We start from the raw sequence: 16,615 nt of genomic DNA on the forward strand, positions 1-16,615 counted from the left end.
CACTTTGGATGATCCTCCTCCGAGGAAACGGAAGGAGACACATGCCGCTGCGAACGACCCACGTCTAGGCCGGGGTCGACAGCGAGAACGAGCTATTCATTGGCGCCGGAGCTGCTGAGTGGAAACACATCGCCGCCGGCGAGATGTGAAGCAACCTTCGGGGAGTCTCCTATGACCGATCCTGATCCAGACCCGAACAATCCCGTGCCGATACCGGATAATCCCAATCCTGAGCCGGCCCGGCCGCCTGCTCCGCCGGAGACTCCGCCTGGTGAGCCTCCGGGCGTTCCTCCGCCTTCGCCTGATCCCGTTCCCAGCCCCGAAAGGCAGCCCGTCGAAATTCCTCCCGATATACCACCGGAGATCCCCACGTAACCGACCTTCCCGGGTCCGACGGCCAGGGCATTGGACCCGGAGCATTGGACCCAGGAGTAAAAACCCGGCTGTAGAACGACGCCGTCGCCGGCCATTCCGGTTTTGGTCATTCGCCGATTTGGCTGGTCGAACGTTCGTTGAGCGTCGCGCCGGTTTGCGCATCGATCGCCGCCAAGCTGACCTCATAGCCCCACAGGGTCCGGATATGGCGCAGCGTCGCGTCGCGACCGGCCTCCTCCAGCAAGATGCCGTTCTTCACCTTGTGCTCCAGTCGCAACTGCCGGTCGCCGAGCAGATCGACATCCACAACCTGGATATCCGGCCGGCTCGCGCCGATGTCGTAGCTCTGGGCGAGCCCGGCGCGTATCTTTTCGTAGCCACGCTCATTGTGTATCGACGCGACTTCGTAATGCGGCTCGCTGGCGGCGTCGGCGAGGACAAAGAACCGCCATTTCCGCATCAGGGCGGGGCTCAAATACTGGCGGATGAAAGATTCGTCGCGATGGTTCGCCCACGCCTCGAGCAGGGTTTCGCGCCAATTGCCGTTGCCGGCGATATCGGGGAACCAGTCACGATCCTCGGCGGTCGGCTCGGTCGCTATGCGCTGGATGTCCTGCATCATGTCGAGGCCCAACGCATAAGGATTGATGCCGGAAAACCGCGGGTCGTCGAAGCCTGGCTGAAAGATCACGTTCGAATGGTTGCGCAGGATTTCCAGCATCGCGCCTTCGCTGATCAGGCCACGATCGAACAGCATGTTCATTAGCGTGTAGTGCACGAAGGTGGCGCAGCCTTCGTTCATCACCTGCGTTTGCCGCTGCGGATAAAAGTATTGCGCGACGACGCGGACGATCCTGACGATTTCGCGCTGCCAGGGCTCCAGGACCAGGCTGTTTTTTTCCAGGAAATAAAGCAGGTTCTCCTCGGGCAGCTTGAGCGTTTTCTTTCGCTCCGCGATGTTGGAATTCTTTTCCCCAACATTGTCTCCGCCCTTCGAAGGCGGCAGCGTGCGCCACAGATCGTTGTAAGAACGCTCTTCGTACTCCAGGCGCTCACGAACGCCTACACGCTGCCGCTCCGACGACAGCTTCGGCGGCCGGCGATATCTGAAGACCCCCTGTTCCATCAGCGCGTGGGCCGCATCGAGGATCGCCTCCACCGCGGCAACGCCGTGCCGCTCCTCGCAACGGACAATGTAACCCTTGGCAAAGTCCAGATAGCTCAGGATCGCGCTGGCGTCCGTCCATTGCCGGAACAGATGATTGTTCTTGAAAAAATGATTATGGCCAAGCGCTGCATGAGCTGTCACCAGGGCCTGCAGGGCCATGGTGTTTTCCTCCATCAGGTAGACGATGCAAGGATTGGAATTGATCACCAGCTCATAGGCGAGCCCCCGCCCGCCTTTGCGATAGAGCAATTCCTGGTAGAGGAAATGCTTGCCGAAGGACCAGTGGCGATACATCAGCGGCATGCCGACCGAGGAATAGGCGTCGAGCATCTGCTGGGACGAGATAATCTCCATCTGCACCGGATAGATGTCGAGGTGAAGCTCTTCGATCGCGATCGCCTCGATCGCGTCGTAGGCGCGCGACAGTGTTTTGAAATCCCAGTCGGACCCCGAAAAGAGCAAACCTGATTTGCTGGTTTGGCCTGGTTTGCTGGTTGGGCCTGATTTGCTGGTTTGGCCCGACTTGCTGGTCTGGCCCGACGTGCTGGTCTGGTTCGCCATCGGCTCCCCTCAAGCGCTTTTCTGCAGGACCGGCTGCCTGGCAAAGAGCTGGCGAAAGACCGGATAGATGTCGGCTGCGTTGGCGATACGGCTCATCTGGAAATTCGGCCATCGCTGGTTGACAACGCTGTAGGCGCGCCAGAGCGAGGTCCCATTGTCGGTGGTGCCGAAAATATGGCTCTCACGTTCGTCGATGATCTCGACATAGGCGAAATACTGGCATAGGCGCATGATCTGGCCGTCCATCAGGCCGATGCAGCGCTCGGAATCGGTGACGAAATTGTCGCCGTCCGACGCCTGGGCGGCATAGATGTTCCACTCGTTGCTGGGATAGCGTTGCGCGATGATGCGGTGCATTTCCTCGAGTGCCGTGGAAACAACCGTGCCGCCGCTTTGCGTATTGTAGAAGAAGGTTTCCTCGTCCACCTCCTGCGCCTCGTGCGTATGGCGGATGAAGACGATTTCGGTGCGGTCGTAGCGCCGTTTCAGGAACAGGTGCAGCAGCACGAAGAAGCGCTTGGCCAGATCCTTCTCGCGTTCGCCCATCGAGCCGGATACGTCCATGAGACAGAACATGACCGCATTGGCGTTCGGTACGGGCTGGGCGTCGAAACGGTTGAAGCGGATGTCGACGGGATCGACATAGGCGATCCGCTTGCGGCGGCGCTCAAGTCGCTCAAGCTCCTCCCGCAGCGCTGCAATGCGCTGGCGTGCCGGCGCCGCGCTCTGCGGCTCGGCCTCCAGGATTGCGAGTTGCTCCGCAATCGCATCGAGTTCCTCCTGCTTGGGGCGCCTTAGCGCAATCCGGCGACCATGGCTGTTTCGCATCGTGCGCCCGACATTGATGTTGGTCGGCGAACCGGTCGCCGCGAACCCTGCGCGGCGCGGTTTGAAGGATAGTATCTCCTTGAGGTTGAGCTTGACCATGTCGGGAAGTTCGAGATCCTCGAAAAAGAGGTCGAGCACCTCCTCGCGCGAGAGCACGAAACGAAAATCGTCCTCCGAGACCGTTTTCCCGGGAGATGAGCCGCCGCCGCCCTGGCCGGGCTTCGGAACCCGGTCGCCCGGGGCGAAATGCTTGTTGCCCGGCAGGATGTGCTGCCGCCTGCCGCTGTCATTCGCGTCGCTGAAGCTCGGCTCAGCTGTGCCCCTCGCTGGCATCGAGACGGCGTGCTCGCTGTCGACATCGGCGATCTTGCCGGTACGGATCCGATCCCGGATGCTTCGCTTCAGCTCTTCGCGCGCACGCTTCAGGAAGCGCTGGCGGTTGCCGAGGCTCTTGTCCTTTGGGTTCAGTCGGCGATCGACAAAGATCGGCATGGAACCATCCCGGCCGGACTCAGCCCGCCTTGTTCACCCGCATGTACCAGTCCACCAGTCGGCGGACCTGGCGTTCGGTGTAACCGCGTCCGACCATCCGATGCACGAACTCGGTATGCCGCTTCTCCGTTACGCTGTCCTGCTTGGAGCCGAAGCTGATCACCGGGAGCAGATCCTCGACCTGGCCGAACATCCGCTTCTCGATGACTTCGCGCAGCTTTTCATAGCTCGTCCACGAAGGGTTGCGGCCATGGTTCCTCGCCCGGGCGCGCAACGTGAACTTCACGACCTCGTTGCGGAAGTCCTTGGGGTTGGCAATGCCGGCCGGCTTTTCGACTTGCGACAGTTCGTTGTCGAGCACCTCGCGATTGAGGATCTGGCCGGTATCGGGGTCTTTGTAGTCCTGGTCCTCGATCCAGGCATCGGCATAGGCGATGTAGCGGTCGAACAGGTTCTGGCCGTATTCGCTGTAGGATTCCAGATAGGCCTTCTGAATTTCATGGCCGATGAACTCGGCATAGCGCGTGGCCAGTTCCGACTTTATGAAGTCGAGATAGGCGGCTTCCGTTTCCTTGGGGAACTGCTCGCGCTTGATCGCCTCCTCCAGAATGTACATCAGATGCACGGGATCGGCGGCCACTTCCTTGGTGTCGTAGTTGAAGGTCTGCGACAGGATCTTGAAGGCAAAGCGCGTGCTGACGCCGGTCATGCCTTCATCGACCCCGGCGGCATCGCGGTATTCCTGAACCGACTTCGCCTTGGGATCTATGTCCTTGAGGTTCTCGCCGTCATAAACGCGCATCTTGGTGTAGAGCGGCGAATTGTCGTGCTCGGCCAGACGGGTCGAAACGGTGAACCGGCTGAGAATGTCGAGAACCTCCGGTGCACAGGAACTGGAGGCCAATTCGCTTTCGCGCAGCAGCTTTTCGTAGATCTGCCTTTCTTCTGTGACCCGCAGGCAATACGGCACCTTGACCACCAGGATACGGTCGAGGAATGCCTCGTTGTTCTTGTTGTTCTTGAACTGCAGCCATTCCGATTCGTTGGAGTGGGCTACGACGATGCCCTGATACGGGAAAGATCCGAAGTTTTCCGTACCGTTGTAGCTGCCTTCCTGGGTAGCGGTCAGCAACGGATGCAGGACCTTGATCGGCGCTTTGAACATCTCGACGAACTCGAGCAGCCCCTGCGTGGTCCGGTTCAGGCCGCCGCTGTAGGAATAGGCGTCCGGATCGGATTGGCTGAAATGCTCGAGCTGTCTTATGTCGACCTTGCCGACCAGGGCCGAAACGTCCTGGTTGTTCTCATCGCCTGGCTCGGTCTTGGAGATGCCTATCTGGCGTAGCCGCGAAGGCATGAGCTTGACGACGCTGAACTTGGAGATGTCGCCGGACAGTTCGTCGAGGCGCTTGGCCGCCCATGGCGAGATAAGACCGTTCAGCCGGCGCCGCGCGATGCCGTATTTGTCCTCCAAAAGGTCGCCCATGCGGTCAGGATTGAAAAGCCCGAGCGGCGATTCGAAAACCGGACTGATCTGATCGCCGACCTTCAGCGTATAGATCGGACGCTCCTCCATCAGCTTCTTCAGCCGTTCGGCGAGCGAGGACTTGCCGCCGCCGACAGGGCCAAGCAGATAGAGAATCTGCTTGCGCTCCTCGAGCCCCTGAGAGGCATAGCGGAAATAGCCGGCTATGCGCTCGATCGTGTCCTCCATGCCATAGAACTCGGCGAAGGTGGGATAGACCTTGATTGTCCTGTTCGAGAAAATGCGGCCGAGCCGCTCATCCATGCTGGTGTCGATCAGGGTGGGCTCGCCGATCGCCTCGACCATCCGCTCGGGCGCCGAAGCATACATCGATTTATCCTCGCGGCAGGCAAGGAGATATTGCTGGATGCTTATCTCCTCCTGCGCCGCATTGGTGTAAATCTCCGAAAACAGATCGAAGACGTCGGAGTGGTTCTCGCGCATGGTATTCCTCGCCCCGGCCGGTCTGGTTGCTGTCGCCTCTTCACTCAACTGTCGGAAAGCCTTTGTGGTTCCCTATAACACGTAGTGCGTCTGCGACCGGATGTTAGGGGTCCAGACAGATATCGTGAACGCCTGGAAGTCAGCCAGCGAATGGCTCGCACAATGGAACGTTTCCGAGGGAAGTCCATTCTTCCACCAGCGCTTGCCGAGCGCAACAGCCCGCTGGGTACAAGTTGCCTTTCTGAAGCAATAAACCGCCCGCGCTCAGCAGTTGCCCGCGTTCAGCAGTTGCCCGCGTTCAGCAGTTGCCCGCGTTCAGCAGTTGAATGGCGAATCACTGGCCATTCGGCGAAGAGAACTGCACTGCGGTGTCCAACCCTGCACCGGGAGCAACGGTTTCGCTCCTGATGGGTAACGAGAGAAAGGAGATGTTCCATGTTCGAGAACAGCATGTGGTTGATCGTCGTTGCTGGCGGCCCGCTACTGCTGGCAATCCTGCTCGCCTACGCACTCCTTACGTGGCGACGCCGTGGGCCCGCAGAGCGCAGAGAAAGCGATCGGGCCACCGAGCGACTGTATCGCGAGGAAAACCGCCCGGGCAGAGGCGATGAAACAACGTAAAACACGTCGCATGAAGTCGGTCGAACGCGACTCGCTTTAGACTCCAACACTTTCGGGCCAAAGCGCCCGGATCTGCTTCGGCAACGCGTCCCGCACCTTGGCCGACTGGCCGAGGTCGACATGCCTGGCGAGTACCTTGAACACGGATCTCGTCGCATCCTCGGGATTCACCGGTCGAGTGGATTTCATCTCCTCGGCCACCCGCTTCAAAAAACCCTCCAACGAACGGCTGCTCGTCGGCAGATCACGCGGCCGATACCGATCATGGTAGGCTCCGCGCACGAGAAGCGGCAGTTCAGCCCCCAAATTGGCAGCCAGTCCAATCTGCAGCCAATCCCGCAAGGTGCGTAGAACGGCTCCCAGCATATGCCAGGCCACGCGCCTGTCGGGCCCGTGATCGGCCATGATCTCGTCCAGCCAGATGTTTGTCGTCTGCAGGGTTTTGTCAAAAACTTCCAAGCCGGTTGCGCTCATCGTCGCCTCCTCTGGGCAATCCAACACCCGCCCAAAATGCCCTTCATGACGCGCAAACGGCGATCGAGCGCAATTGTTTCGTCACGCGTTGAAAATTGCCCAAGAGGTCTTTACGCGTACAGTTACGAACGGGCACCCCAAGGAGGCGGCCATGAAGAGCGATACCGAATATCTACGTCTCGCCGTGGAGATCGCCACCGAGAGCCGGGCGAGTGGCAATCATCCTTTCGGGGCGCTCCTGGTCGGGCCGGAAGGCGACGTGCTGCTTTCGTCGGGCAACACCTACGCGCGGGATCGCGGCGTTGGCCACGCAGAGGCAAACGTGGCCCGCGCGGCTGCGCAGCGATACGACCCGACCTTTCTCGAGCGATGCACGCTGGTGACCTCGGTCGAGCCGTGCTGCATGTGCGCCGGGGCCTGTTACTGGGCCGGCATCGGCACCGTGGTCTACGGACTCAGCGAAAGGCGGCTGGCCGAGCTGACCGGAGACAATTCGGAGAATCTGACCCTCGATCTGAGCTGTCATCAGGTGTTCGCCGCCGGACGGCGCCATGTAGCAATCCGTGGCCCATTCCCTGAACTCGAAGAAGAGATCGTAACCGACCACAAGGATTTCTGGTGACAGAAACCAATCATAAAGGACTGCTGTCGGTGAAGAATTTGTAGCCTCTGCGGCGCCATGAGCTCCGGCTACTTCTGGCCCAAAGGTTTGACACGCGAGGCCCGCGTCTTGTTGCAGAAAGCCATCGACTCGCGCGCAAAACCGCCGACACGCAAAACCGTCCACTGACTCGACCGACACGTTCATTCCACCAGTTCGAACGCTCAGTTCCCCGGAACCTTCCGCCCCTCTCGCCGGTTTACCGCGGAGGGGTTGCAAATGGGTCGATATTTCAGCCTGTCAGCTGCGTTATTGTTGCTCGCGAGCGGCTCTGCCGGCGCCCAGACGAGCACTCAGTCGGCACTTGAGCCCGCGGGAGCGGAAGCGCAGCAGATAGAAATGCTGTTTTGGGTCATGCTAAGCGGCGGCGCCGTCATCTGGCTGGGCGTGGTCGGCCTGCTTCTTCATTCAGCCCTCGTCAATCGCCGCAGGCTGGCCGAAAAGTCTGCCAGCAGCATCATCCTTTGGGGCGGCGTAGTCTTCCCCTCGGTCACGCTTTGTGCGCTGCTCGCCTATGCGCTGTGGCTGATGCCTGGCCTTCGGCCCTTCGCCCAGGCGAGCCCCGCCGCCCTGCGGATCGAAGTCACCGGCAGGCAGTTCTGGTGGGAAGTTGTCTATCACCCTCCTCTGGGACCGCCGGTCGCGTCTGCCAACGAGATCAGGCTGCCGGTCGGCGAGCGGGTCGAATTGACCCTGAAAAGCGCCGATGTGATCCATTCCTTCTGGATCCCACCGCTCGGCGGCAAGATGGACATGATCCCCGGCCGCACCAACAGGCTTTCGATCATGGCCACCAAAGCTGGTCTATTCCGCGGCCCGTGCGCGGAATATTGCGGCACGTCTCACGCGCTGATGGCGCTCTCGGCCGTCGCCATGGCGCCCGAAGCCTTCCGGTCCTGGCTTGCCGCCCAGGCAATTCCCGCGGAAGGGGCCGGCGGAAGCGGCGGCGCGCTGTTCCTGCGCCATGGCTGCGGGTCCTGCCATGTCGTCGCGGGCACCGATGCGCGCGGCCTGATCGGCCCGGATCTTTCGCATATCGGTTCCCGCGCCACCGTCGCAGCCGGAATCCTGCCCAACACCGAAGACGCCGTCGCCAGCTTCATCGCCCGGCCCGAACTGATCAAGCCCGGCTCCAGGATGCCGGCCTTCGACATGTTGCCGCCGGACGACATTCGCGCCATAGCCGCCTGGCTGAGAGGCCTGCGATGAGCGCTGCGGTCAAGGAGCGTTCGCCGGAAGAATACAAGGCGCAGGAACAGCGGCTGCGCGCTGTGTGGGCCAATCCGACCGGCTGGCGCTACTGGACCTCGGTGAACAATTACCAGATCGGCCTCTGGTACGGCTCGGCCGCCTTCGCCTTCATGCTGTTTGCCGGCGTGCTCGCGCTGCTGATGCGACTGCAGCTCGCCGTGCCCGACAACGACTTCCTCTCGGCCGACTTATTCAACCAGGCTTTCACCCTGCACGGCACGGTGATGATGTTCCTGTTCGCGGTGCCGATCTTCGAGGCGGTCGCGATTTTCCTGCTGCCGCCGATGCTGGGCGCCCGCGAAATGCCGTTTCCGCGCCTCGGAGCCTTCAGTTTCTGGAGCTTTTTGCTCGGCGGTATCTTCGTCTGCGGCTCGATCTTCTTCAATGCGGCGCCGTCGGCAGGCTGGTTCATGTATCCGCCGCTCGCCACCGACAAGGAGTTCTCCGGCATTGGCGCCGACATCTGGCTGCTCGGTCTGTCCTTCATCGAAGTCGCCTCGATCGCGGCCGCCGTCGAGCTTATCGTCGGCATCATGAAATGCCGCGCGCCCGGCATGCGCATCAACCTGATGCCGCTCTTCGCCTGGTACCTGCTGATCGTTGCCGGAATGATCCTGTTCGCCTTCCCGCCGCTGATCGCCGGCGACCTCCTGTTCGAGATGGAGCGGATGTTCGATTGGCCGTTCTTCGACGCAGCGCGCGGCGGCGACCCGCTGCTGTGGCAGCATCTGTTCTGGATATTCGGCCATCCGGAAGTCTACATCATCTTCCTGCCGGCGATCGCGCTGATGGCCATGATCGTGCCGACTTTTTCCCAGCGTCCGATCGTCGGTTACTCCTGGATCGTGCTCGCGGCAGTGGGGACAGGGTTCCTTTCCTTCGGCCTGTGGGTGCATCATATGTTTGCCACAGGCCTGCCGCAGATCTCGCTGGCCTTCTTCTCGGCGGCCTCCGAGGCGGTGGCGATCCCGACGGGCGTGCAGATCTTCGTCTTCATCGCCACCATGCTGGCCGGCCGGGTGATCTTCTCGACCCCGATGCTGTTCGGCACCGGAGGGCTGGCCATCTTCGTCATTGGTGGCCTGACGGGCGTCATGGTGGCGCTCGCACCCTTCGACTGGCAGGCCCACGACACGTATTTTGTCGTTGCGCATCTCCATTATGTGCTGATCGGCGGCATGCTTTTCCCGGTCGTGGCCGGGCTCTATTACTATTACCCGCTGATCGACGCGAAGAAGCTCTCAGACCGGTTGGGGCGGCTCGCCTTCTGGCTGATGTTCTGCGGCTTCAACATCGCCTTTTTCCCCATGCATCTGAGCGGCTTGCGCGGCATGCCCCGCCGCGTCTTCACCTATCCAGCCGAAATCGGCTGGAACTGGCTGAACCTGATCTCGACGGCCGGAGCCTTCATTTTCGCCGCGGGCGTGCTGGTGGTCGTCTTCGACGTGCTCAGGCCAAAGCACCGGCAGCCGCGCGGCGAATTCAACCCGTGGAATGCCGGCACGCTGGAATGGATTTCCGAGCCGGAGGAGAACTGGGGCGTCCGCTCGATACCCATCGTGCGCAGCCGCTACCCCTTGTGGGACCAGAAGGACCTTGCCCGCAAAGTCAATGAAGGCCGCTATTATCTGCCCGACGCGGAAGAGGGATGGCGCGAGGGACTGGTCACCACCGTGCTCGACGCCGAACCCGTCCAGGTGCTGCGCGTCGGCGGCACCTCCCATGTCACCATCGTCTCGGCTCTTTCGCTCGGAGGCGCCTTCATCGCGCTTACCTTCCACTGGTGGATCGCGACGGCGCTGGCCGCAATCATCTGCTTTTGCGCAGTCATCTACTGGCTCTGGACGGGCACTGGCGAAATCCCCGAGAAGCCGGAAAAGGATGTCGGCCTGGGCCTCAGCCTGCCGCTTTATGCCTCCGGCTCCGATTCGGTCGGCTGGTGGGCGATGTTCATCACCATGGTGGGCGACGGCACCGCGTTCGCCAGCCTCGTCTTCGGCTATTTCTTCTACTGGACGATCCATGCCAACTTCACCGCGGGGATTGCCGGGCCCGATGCGGTCTGGTCGCTGGTGGCTGCCAGCCTGTTCGCTGCGGCGTGGGGCCTGATGGTGGCGGCACGCACGGTCAACAGGCGCGGCGCTACGGCCACTATGCGCGGCTTGCTGGTGCTGTCCCTGCTGACGACCGTTGCCGCGTCCGCCACAGGCCTGGCCGCGCCATTGTCTCCAGGCATGGACCCGACGCGCCACGTCTATCCCGCAATCGTCTGGATCCTGGTGATCTGGGTGCTCGCCCATGCAGCGCTCGGCACAGTCATGCAGGCCTATTGCCTGGCCCGCTCGCTGGCCGGCCGACTGACGCCGAAGCATGACCTGGATCTAGGCAATGTGGTGCTCTACTGGCATTTCCTGCTGATTGCCGCCGTCACCACCTTCGCCATCATCGGCCTCTTTCCGGCAGCGATGTGAGGCGCCGATGTGGCTTGTCCCAAAACAGATCGAGACACTGTGGACGCTGTTCACTGCGCCGCTGGTGTGGGCTGCGCATTTCCTTGTTTGCTACATCGGCGCGGCGATCTATTGCGCCAAGCCCGAGCTTGTCGGGCTGAGTTTCAGCGCTGTGCGCGCCGGCATCGCCGCCGCCAGCGTGATCGCCCTCTCGCTGATCGCGCTGTCAGCATGGCTCGCCTGGCGGCAATGGGGCTTCGGCACAGACGATCCGCCGCACGACGATCCGACGAGACGCGACCGGACCCTGTTCCAGGGCTTTGCGACGCTGCTGCTCTCGGGTCTCAGCTTCATCGCCGTGATCTTCACCGCGATGCCCGCATTGTTCCTGACGGAGTGTATCCGGTGAGACGCGCCTGCCTCATCCTCGGCATCCTCGTCCTTGCCCTGGTCTGGCTCGGGCCGCTGCTCGATGGCTTGCGGGATTCGTTTTCGGCGCACATGCTGGCGCATATGGGAGTGGTGGCGATCGCCGCGCCGCTGATGGCGATTGGGGTCCCGCTCGGCCCGACACCAGGTGCGAGCCGGGCGTTCACCCTCGCCCTCCCCGCCTCCCTCGTCGAACTCATCGTCGTCTGGTCCTGGCACGCACCGGCCTTGCGGGCTCTGGCGCAAAGCTCGCTGTTTGTCACCGCTGTCGAGCAGGTCACGTTCCTTGCCGCCGGGCTGTTCCTGTGGCTGGCCTGCCTGCCGCGCCGCGGCTCGGACACCACAGGCTATGCCGCCGGCGCCTTCGCCCTGCTTCTGACGTCCATCCACATGACCTTGCTCGGCGCGCTGCTGGCGCTGACCCCGCGGCCGCTTTATGGGACCGGCGAGACAAGCTGCTTCGGCATCGCGCTTTCCGCCCAGCAGGATCAGGAACTTGGCGGCGTTATCATGCTTCTGGTCGGCGCCGCGGTCTACCTGGCCGGCGGCGTGACGCTTTTCGCGCGCATCCTCGCCACACCACCGCGGAAGACGGTCTGATGCATATCAGCTGGAAGAAGCTCGCCATAGCGCTTGCCATTCTGCCCTTCGTCGTGGTGCTGGCGGCCTGGATCGGCTTTTTCAATGTCGGTGCCTCGAGCGGCCACTGGAAGATCACGGAATGGTTCCTCCATTTCGCCATGCGATCGGCTGTGCGCACCTATGCCCTGGCGGTCGACGCTCCAGAGGCTCTGCCGCGCCATGCGATTCAGCCGGCCGCCGGGCATTTCGCACGCGGCTGCGCCATCTGTCACGGCGCGCCGGGCGAGCCGCGATCTCCTGTCGTCATGAGAATGCTGCCGCAGCCGCCTGACCTTGCCGGGGCCGTCGGCGAATGGTCGGACGCGGAGCTTTTTCGTATCGTCAAGCACGGCGTGCGTTTCACCGGCATGCCGGCCTGGCCGACGCAGGAACGCGACGACGAGGTCTGGGCGATGGTCGCCTTCCTGCGCGAACTGCCGTCGCTGGACGAAGCCACCTATCGCGATCTCGCCTATGGCGAAAGGCTTGCGCCTCCTGCAGGCGCTGCCGAAACCCTGCCGCAAGTGCTGGCGGATTGCGCCCGCTGCCACGGCGAGGACGGTCTTGGACGCGGTCCCGCGATACCCGTTCTGGCCGGGCAGAGCGAGGCGTATCTGCTTGAAAGCCTGCGTGCCTATGCCGAGGAAGGCCGGGCAAGTGGGTTGATGAGCCTGCCCGCCATTGCGGCAGGGCCTCAACTCTGGCCGGACCTGGCCAGGCATTTCGCTGCCCTGCCGGCGATGCGCCCCGGCGGCGGGGGCGATCCAGCACTTGTCCGGCGCGGCGAGGAAATCGCCGAGAGCGGCGTCAGGCAGGCCAATGTGCCCGCCTGTCTCGGCTGTCACGGAAGACAGGACCGCAGCCCGCCCTATCCCTCGATCGCCGGCCAGCCGGCGCCCTACATCGAGACGCAGCTTGGGTTGTTCAGGGCGGGAAAGCGTGGCGGAACGCGCTTCGGCCATCTCATGGCAAATGCCGCGAAGGGTCTGACGGACGACGACGTCCGCGCGCTTGCGGCCTACTTCTCCCGATCGGCCGCTGCGTCGGCAACCGCAACGCGATAAGCGCGTTTGCGTTCTTTCGACGTTTTTCGAGGTTCTGGTGAAAAACTTGGCTACCGCCCTTCTCATGCTGATCATTGTTCTCGTAATCGCCGCAGGAGCGATCTTCTTCCTGTCGCGCGAAGAGGCGACCGTTCCGATCGCCGAGACCTATGGCCCCAACCCGACCCTGCCGGAGCCCAATCCGACCTGGCTGCCGACCGTCCATGTCGCCAAGGCCATGCCATGGCCGCAGGGCACCAAGCCGACAGCGGCCCAGGGATTTGCAGTCAACGAATATGCCCGCGGGCTCGACCATCCGCGCTGGCTGTATGTGTTGCCAAACGGCGACGTGCTGGTGGCCGAGAGCAATGCGCCGCCCAGGCCGGAGGAGGGCTTCAGCATACGGCGCTTCGTCGTCGATTTCTTCCAGAGCCAGGCCGGCGCGGGGACGCATAGCGCCAATCGCATCACGCTGCTGCGCGATCAGGACGGCGACGGGGTGGCAGAAACCAGAACCGCCTTTCTCGCCGGGCTGTTCTCGCCATTCGGCATGACCCTGCTCAACGGCAAGCTCTATGTCGCCAACGCCAATGCAATTGTGGCCTTTCCCTACCAGGAGGGTGCGACCGAGATCACCGCACCGGCGGAGAAGATCGTCGACCTGCCTGCGGGGAGGAACCACCACTGGACCAAGGACGTGACCGCCTCGCAAGACGGGACGAAGCTCTATGCGACGGTCGGATCCAATTCCAATGTCGGCGAGAACGGCCTGGAGGCAGAGCAGAACCGCGCCGCCGTGCTGGAGATCGATCTCGCCTCGAAACAGACGCGTCTCTTCGCCTCCGGCCTGCGCAATCCGAACGGCTTGTCGTGGAATCCGGAAAGCGGTGAGCTCTGGGTCGTCGTCAACGAGCGCGACGAGATCGGCAGCGACCTGGTGCCGGATTACATGACTTCGGTGAAGGATGGCGGCTTCTATGGCTGGCCTTACAGCTATTTTGGCCAGCACGTCGATAATCGCGTCAAGCCGCAGCGGCCCGACCTCGTCGCCCAGGCGATCAAGCCGGACTATGCGCTCGGGGCGCACACGGCTTCATTGGGACTGACCTTCAACACAGGCGACCTGTTCGGTCCTCAATACAGCAATGGCGCCTTCGTCGGGCAGCATGGCTCGTGGAACCGCAGGCCGCACAGCGGCTACAAGGTGATTTTCGTGCCGTTTACCGGCGGTATGCCCTCAGGGCCGCCTCAGGACATCCTCACCGGCTTCCTGAGCGAGGACGACAAGGCTTATGGCCGTCCTGTGGGCGTGGCGATAGACCGGCGCGGCGCCCTGCTGGTGGCGGACGATGTCGGCAACAAGGTCTGGCGGGTCGTTCCAGCTCAGACGCAATCGGCACTGTGAGCGGTTCGTGCTGCCGTTGCCGGTCGGAAACAGCGTTCCCGCACCGATCAAGCCGAAATCAAGCTGTCGTTGCCAATCCGCGCCCGCGTGCATGCCGGACCCTCTGACGCATACGATCGGCAAGGGAAGCGAGCGCGCCTTGCACCGTGCGCGTCCCAAGAACGGATTGCAGGACAACGCCCTGCGTTGCGAATTTATGCTTGAACGCCTCTGCGCCGCACAGGAAATCGACCGTGCTCAAGCCGTGATCGAACGACCACTGTATGTAGTCCATCATCAGGATCATGCCCGGCGACGCCTGGCTGAAATCCGGATCGAAAGTGGTCACGAACGCCATCATGGTGTGGTGCTGGACGAAGTTGATGGAAACCGCGACCATTGCGCCATCGCATTCAAGTACGAAAATGTGCAGCACGCCGGCACGCGCCAGCGCGTCAACAAGTGCGGCCAGTACCGGCGCTCCCTCTTCGAAAAGTTGCGATTCACGCTTGCGCTCGACCAGCCATCTGCGCTTCAGGGCAGAGAGCCGGTCGAGTACCGGCTGCAGTGGCTCGTCTGGCGCAAGCAGGCGAAATTTCATTTCGCCGGCTTCTTCCAACGTCTTGACGCCGCGCCGATAGTTCTGCCGTGTCTTTTTCGACTGCTCCGCGAACCACGCCCCTCCGCTCGCCCACTGTCCGGCGACGCGATAACTGACTTCCTCCCTGTGATTGGGGCGAAGTCTGATCCCGCTGGAGGTATCCGGAGTGAGAATTTTGCGGGCCGCCGCACCCGGCAAGAGACGATTGAGAAAGGCAATATCGAAGCCACCGGCGTCACAGATCCGGGCCCATACTCCCTGCAGGGCCGATAACGAGCATTCCGGAGCAACGAGAATATCGCCGTAATCGGTATAGCTGCTGGCCGCCCATTCGAGAAACCGCAGGCCCTTGCGCTTGCGGATCGCCATGGGAACGACAGCAACGAGCCTGTCACCATTCCAGACCAGGCCGATCCGCAGCGCGCGCTGGTCACGGTCCGCTACGGTATTCCACCAGGCCGAAGTCCAGGCATGACTCTGAAAGACCAGCCCATCGGTGCGATGCCAGAGATGCGCCCAATCGGCTTCGATCGCAGCCAGGCGATCCGCCGCACGGACAACTTCCAGGCGCTCTGCGCTCGAGGCGTCAATCGAAACAATGGTGTTCATGAAGGGGAACGATCCTCTGCGATGGCATCCGGACGCCTCTGGAACAGTCTGCGGACATGCCCTCCCATCTTCCTGAGCGGCAGGATGTAAAGCCCAAAGAGCGATTGATAGTCGCGCACATCGCGATCAATCAGGCCAAATTTGAGGTCTTCATCCGGATCCGGGACAAACTGCGTCCCGAAGAGGCGATCCCAGAACGAAAACAGCAGGCCAAAATTCTTGTCGTAGTGGCGAGGGTCGATGCTGTGGTGCACCTGGTGCCAGTGCGGACACAAGATGACGTTGTTCAACGGGCCGAAGGAAATCTTGAAATGAGTATGACGAACAAAGTCCATCATCAGGATGTTACGGATGACATAGACGTTGATGCCGAAGATGGCGATCTCTGCCGGATCGAGCGCGATCAGGCTCCAGATGCCGAAGCAGATCCCCGGGATGACGCCATCCCAGATACGGTTCATCAGGTCGTCCAGCGGGTGAACCCTATCCTTGGTGATTCCCACCATCACCTCGGCCGAATGATGCACTTTGTGCAATTCCCACAGGAACGGGAAGTGGTGCTGGGCGACATGGTAGAGATAGTATGAAATGTCGTAGGCGATAAGCATGGTTGCGGTGAAGACGACGATCGTCACCGGTCCGGCCGCGCCATCGATGAGCGGCGCCTGGATACCGAGCAGCCAGCCGATTGCGTGGTGCGTCCCATAGCCGACGGCGGCAACGAAGGTGACGCCGGCAGGGATGAGCAGGAATGGCATTATCGCCCGTTTGGTGACCCAAAATAGGACATCCGCTCGCGCCGACGGGTGCAGGATGACCTCCGCGGGGAAAGCGAAATCGAAAAAGTCCCTGAGGGATTTATGCTCGACAGTCCGCCAGTAAGCGACCACCGCGCTCCCCAGTGCCGTGAAAAACAGGAGGCCGAGCGTCACCAGATCGACGTTCGAAAGCTTTTCCACAATCAATCCGGCGAATTCAGAAAACATCGGTGCGGTGGCTCCTGGGCCGTAAAATGGCCGTCCGGCGAATTGCGAAGCAAGAAACTTGCCAAACCCACTGCATGTTGCCGGCAGCCAAA

At 61.9% G+C, this 16,615-nt stretch carries 14 protein-coding genes; 8 read left to right on the forward strand and 6 right to left on the reverse strand.

What is annotated here, in order from left to right:
- Window positions 1–481: 481 nt before the first annotated feature.
- The 3 genes from AC0L18_RS04165 to AC0L18_RS04175 are packed head-to-tail and all read right to left on the reverse strand — an operon-like array spanning window position 482 to window position 5,393.
- The gene (locus AC0L18_RS04165) at window positions 482–2,104 is read right to left on the reverse strand and encodes a SpoVR family protein (RefSeq protein WP_473490735.1); all 1,623 of its coding nucleotides are present in this window, start codon (window positions 2,102–2,104) and stop codon (window positions 482–484) included.
- 9 nt (window positions 2,105–2,113) lie between these two features.
- Entirely contained in the window at window positions 2,114–3,424 is a 1,311-nt protein-coding gene (locus tag AC0L18_RS04170; protein WP_473490736.1) for a YeaH/YhbH family protein, read from the reverse strand.
- A 19-nt stretch (window positions 3,425–3,443) separates the two neighbouring features.
- Window positions 3,444–5,393, reverse strand: a complete 1,950-nt coding sequence (locus AC0L18_RS04175; protein WP_027151391.1) for a PrkA family serine protein kinase — start codon at window positions 5,391–5,393, stop codon at window positions 3,444–3,446.
- Between the two features lie 435 nt (window positions 5,394–5,828).
- Here AC0L18_RS04175 and AC0L18_RS04180 point away from each other — a divergent pair, with 435 nt between their 5' ends.
- The gene (locus AC0L18_RS04180) at window positions 5,829–6,014 is read left to right on the forward strand and encodes a hypothetical protein (protein WP_473490737.1); all 186 of its coding nucleotides are present in this window, start codon (window positions 5,829–5,831) and stop codon (window positions 6,012–6,014) included.
- A gap of 36 nt (window positions 6,015–6,050) precedes the next feature.
- Here the strand turns inward: AC0L18_RS04180 and AC0L18_RS04185 are convergent, their stop codons facing one another.
- On the reverse strand, window positions 6,051–6,488 hold the full coding sequence (locus AC0L18_RS04185; RefSeq protein ID WP_473490738.1) for a DUF2267 domain-containing protein: 438 nt from the start codon (window positions 6,486–6,488) through the stop codon (window positions 6,051–6,053).
- A gap of 151 nt (window positions 6,489–6,639) precedes the next feature.
- On the opposite strand from AC0L18_RS04185, the gene AC0L18_RS04190 reads away from it, so the two are divergent.
- From AC0L18_RS04190 to AC0L18_RS04220, 7 genes are all read left to right on the forward strand, one after another.
- Window positions 6,640–7,110, forward strand: coding sequence for a nucleoside deaminase (locus tag AC0L18_RS04190; protein ID WP_473490739.1), 471 nt, complete (start codon window positions 6,640–6,642; stop codon window positions 7,108–7,110).
- A 378-nt stretch (window positions 7,111–7,488) separates the two neighbouring features.
- Window positions 7,489–8,358, forward strand: coding sequence for a cytochrome c oxidase subunit II (locus tag AC0L18_RS04195; RefSeq protein WP_473490740.1), 870 nt, complete (start codon window positions 7,489–7,491; stop codon window positions 8,356–8,358).
- Window positions 8,355–10,871 carry a cytochrome c oxidase subunit I gene (gene ctaD / locus AC0L18_RS04200; RefSeq protein WP_473490741.1) on the forward strand — a complete coding sequence of 839 codons (2,517 nt, stop codon included), beginning with the start codon at window positions 8,355–8,357 and terminating at the stop codon, window positions 10,869–10,871. The genes AC0L18_RS04195 and ctaD overlap by 4 nt, the downstream gene beginning before the upstream one ends.
- A gap of 7 nt (window positions 10,872–10,878) precedes the next feature.
- Window positions 10,879–11,259, forward strand: a complete 381-nt coding sequence (locus tag AC0L18_RS04205; protein WP_473490742.1) for a hypothetical protein — start codon at window positions 10,879–10,881, stop codon at window positions 11,257–11,259.
- Window positions 11,256–11,879: a cytochrome c oxidase assembly protein gene (locus AC0L18_RS04210; protein ID WP_023797787.1), complete on the forward strand. Its 624-nt coding sequence runs from the start codon at window positions 11,256–11,258 to the stop codon at window positions 11,877–11,879. Before AC0L18_RS04205 ends, AC0L18_RS04210 begins: the two co-directional genes overlap by 4 nt.
- Window positions 11,879–12,964 carry a c-type cytochrome gene (locus tag AC0L18_RS04215; RefSeq protein ID WP_473490743.1) on the forward strand — a complete coding sequence of 362 codons (1,086 nt, stop codon included), beginning with the start codon at window positions 11,879–11,881 and terminating at the stop codon, window positions 12,962–12,964. The genes AC0L18_RS04210 and AC0L18_RS04215 overlap by 1 nt, the downstream gene beginning before the upstream one ends.
- A gap of 64 nt (window positions 12,965–13,028) precedes the next feature.
- Complete coding sequence (locus AC0L18_RS04220; protein ID WP_473490926.1) at window positions 13,029–14,348, forward strand: PQQ-dependent sugar dehydrogenase; 1,320 nt, start codon at window positions 13,029–13,031, stop codon at window positions 14,346–14,348.
- 58 nt (window positions 14,349–14,406) lie between these two features.
- Here AC0L18_RS04220 and AC0L18_RS04225 read toward each other — a convergent pair whose 3' ends face one another.
- The gene (locus AC0L18_RS04225; RefSeq protein WP_473490744.1) at window positions 14,407–15,537 is read right to left on the reverse strand and encodes a GNAT family N-acetyltransferase; all 1,131 of its coding nucleotides are present in this window, start codon (window positions 15,535–15,537) and stop codon (window positions 14,407–14,409) included.
- Window positions 15,534–16,523, reverse strand: coding sequence for a sterol desaturase family protein (locus AC0L18_RS04230; RefSeq protein ID WP_473490745.1), 990 nt, complete (start codon window positions 16,521–16,523; stop codon window positions 15,534–15,536). Before AC0L18_RS04230 ends, AC0L18_RS04225 begins: the two co-directional genes overlap by 4 nt.
- Between the last annotated feature and the right edge of the window lie 92 nt (window positions 16,524–16,615).

The sequence above is a fragment of the Mesorhizobium sp. WSM4819 genome (assembly GCF_055811215.1).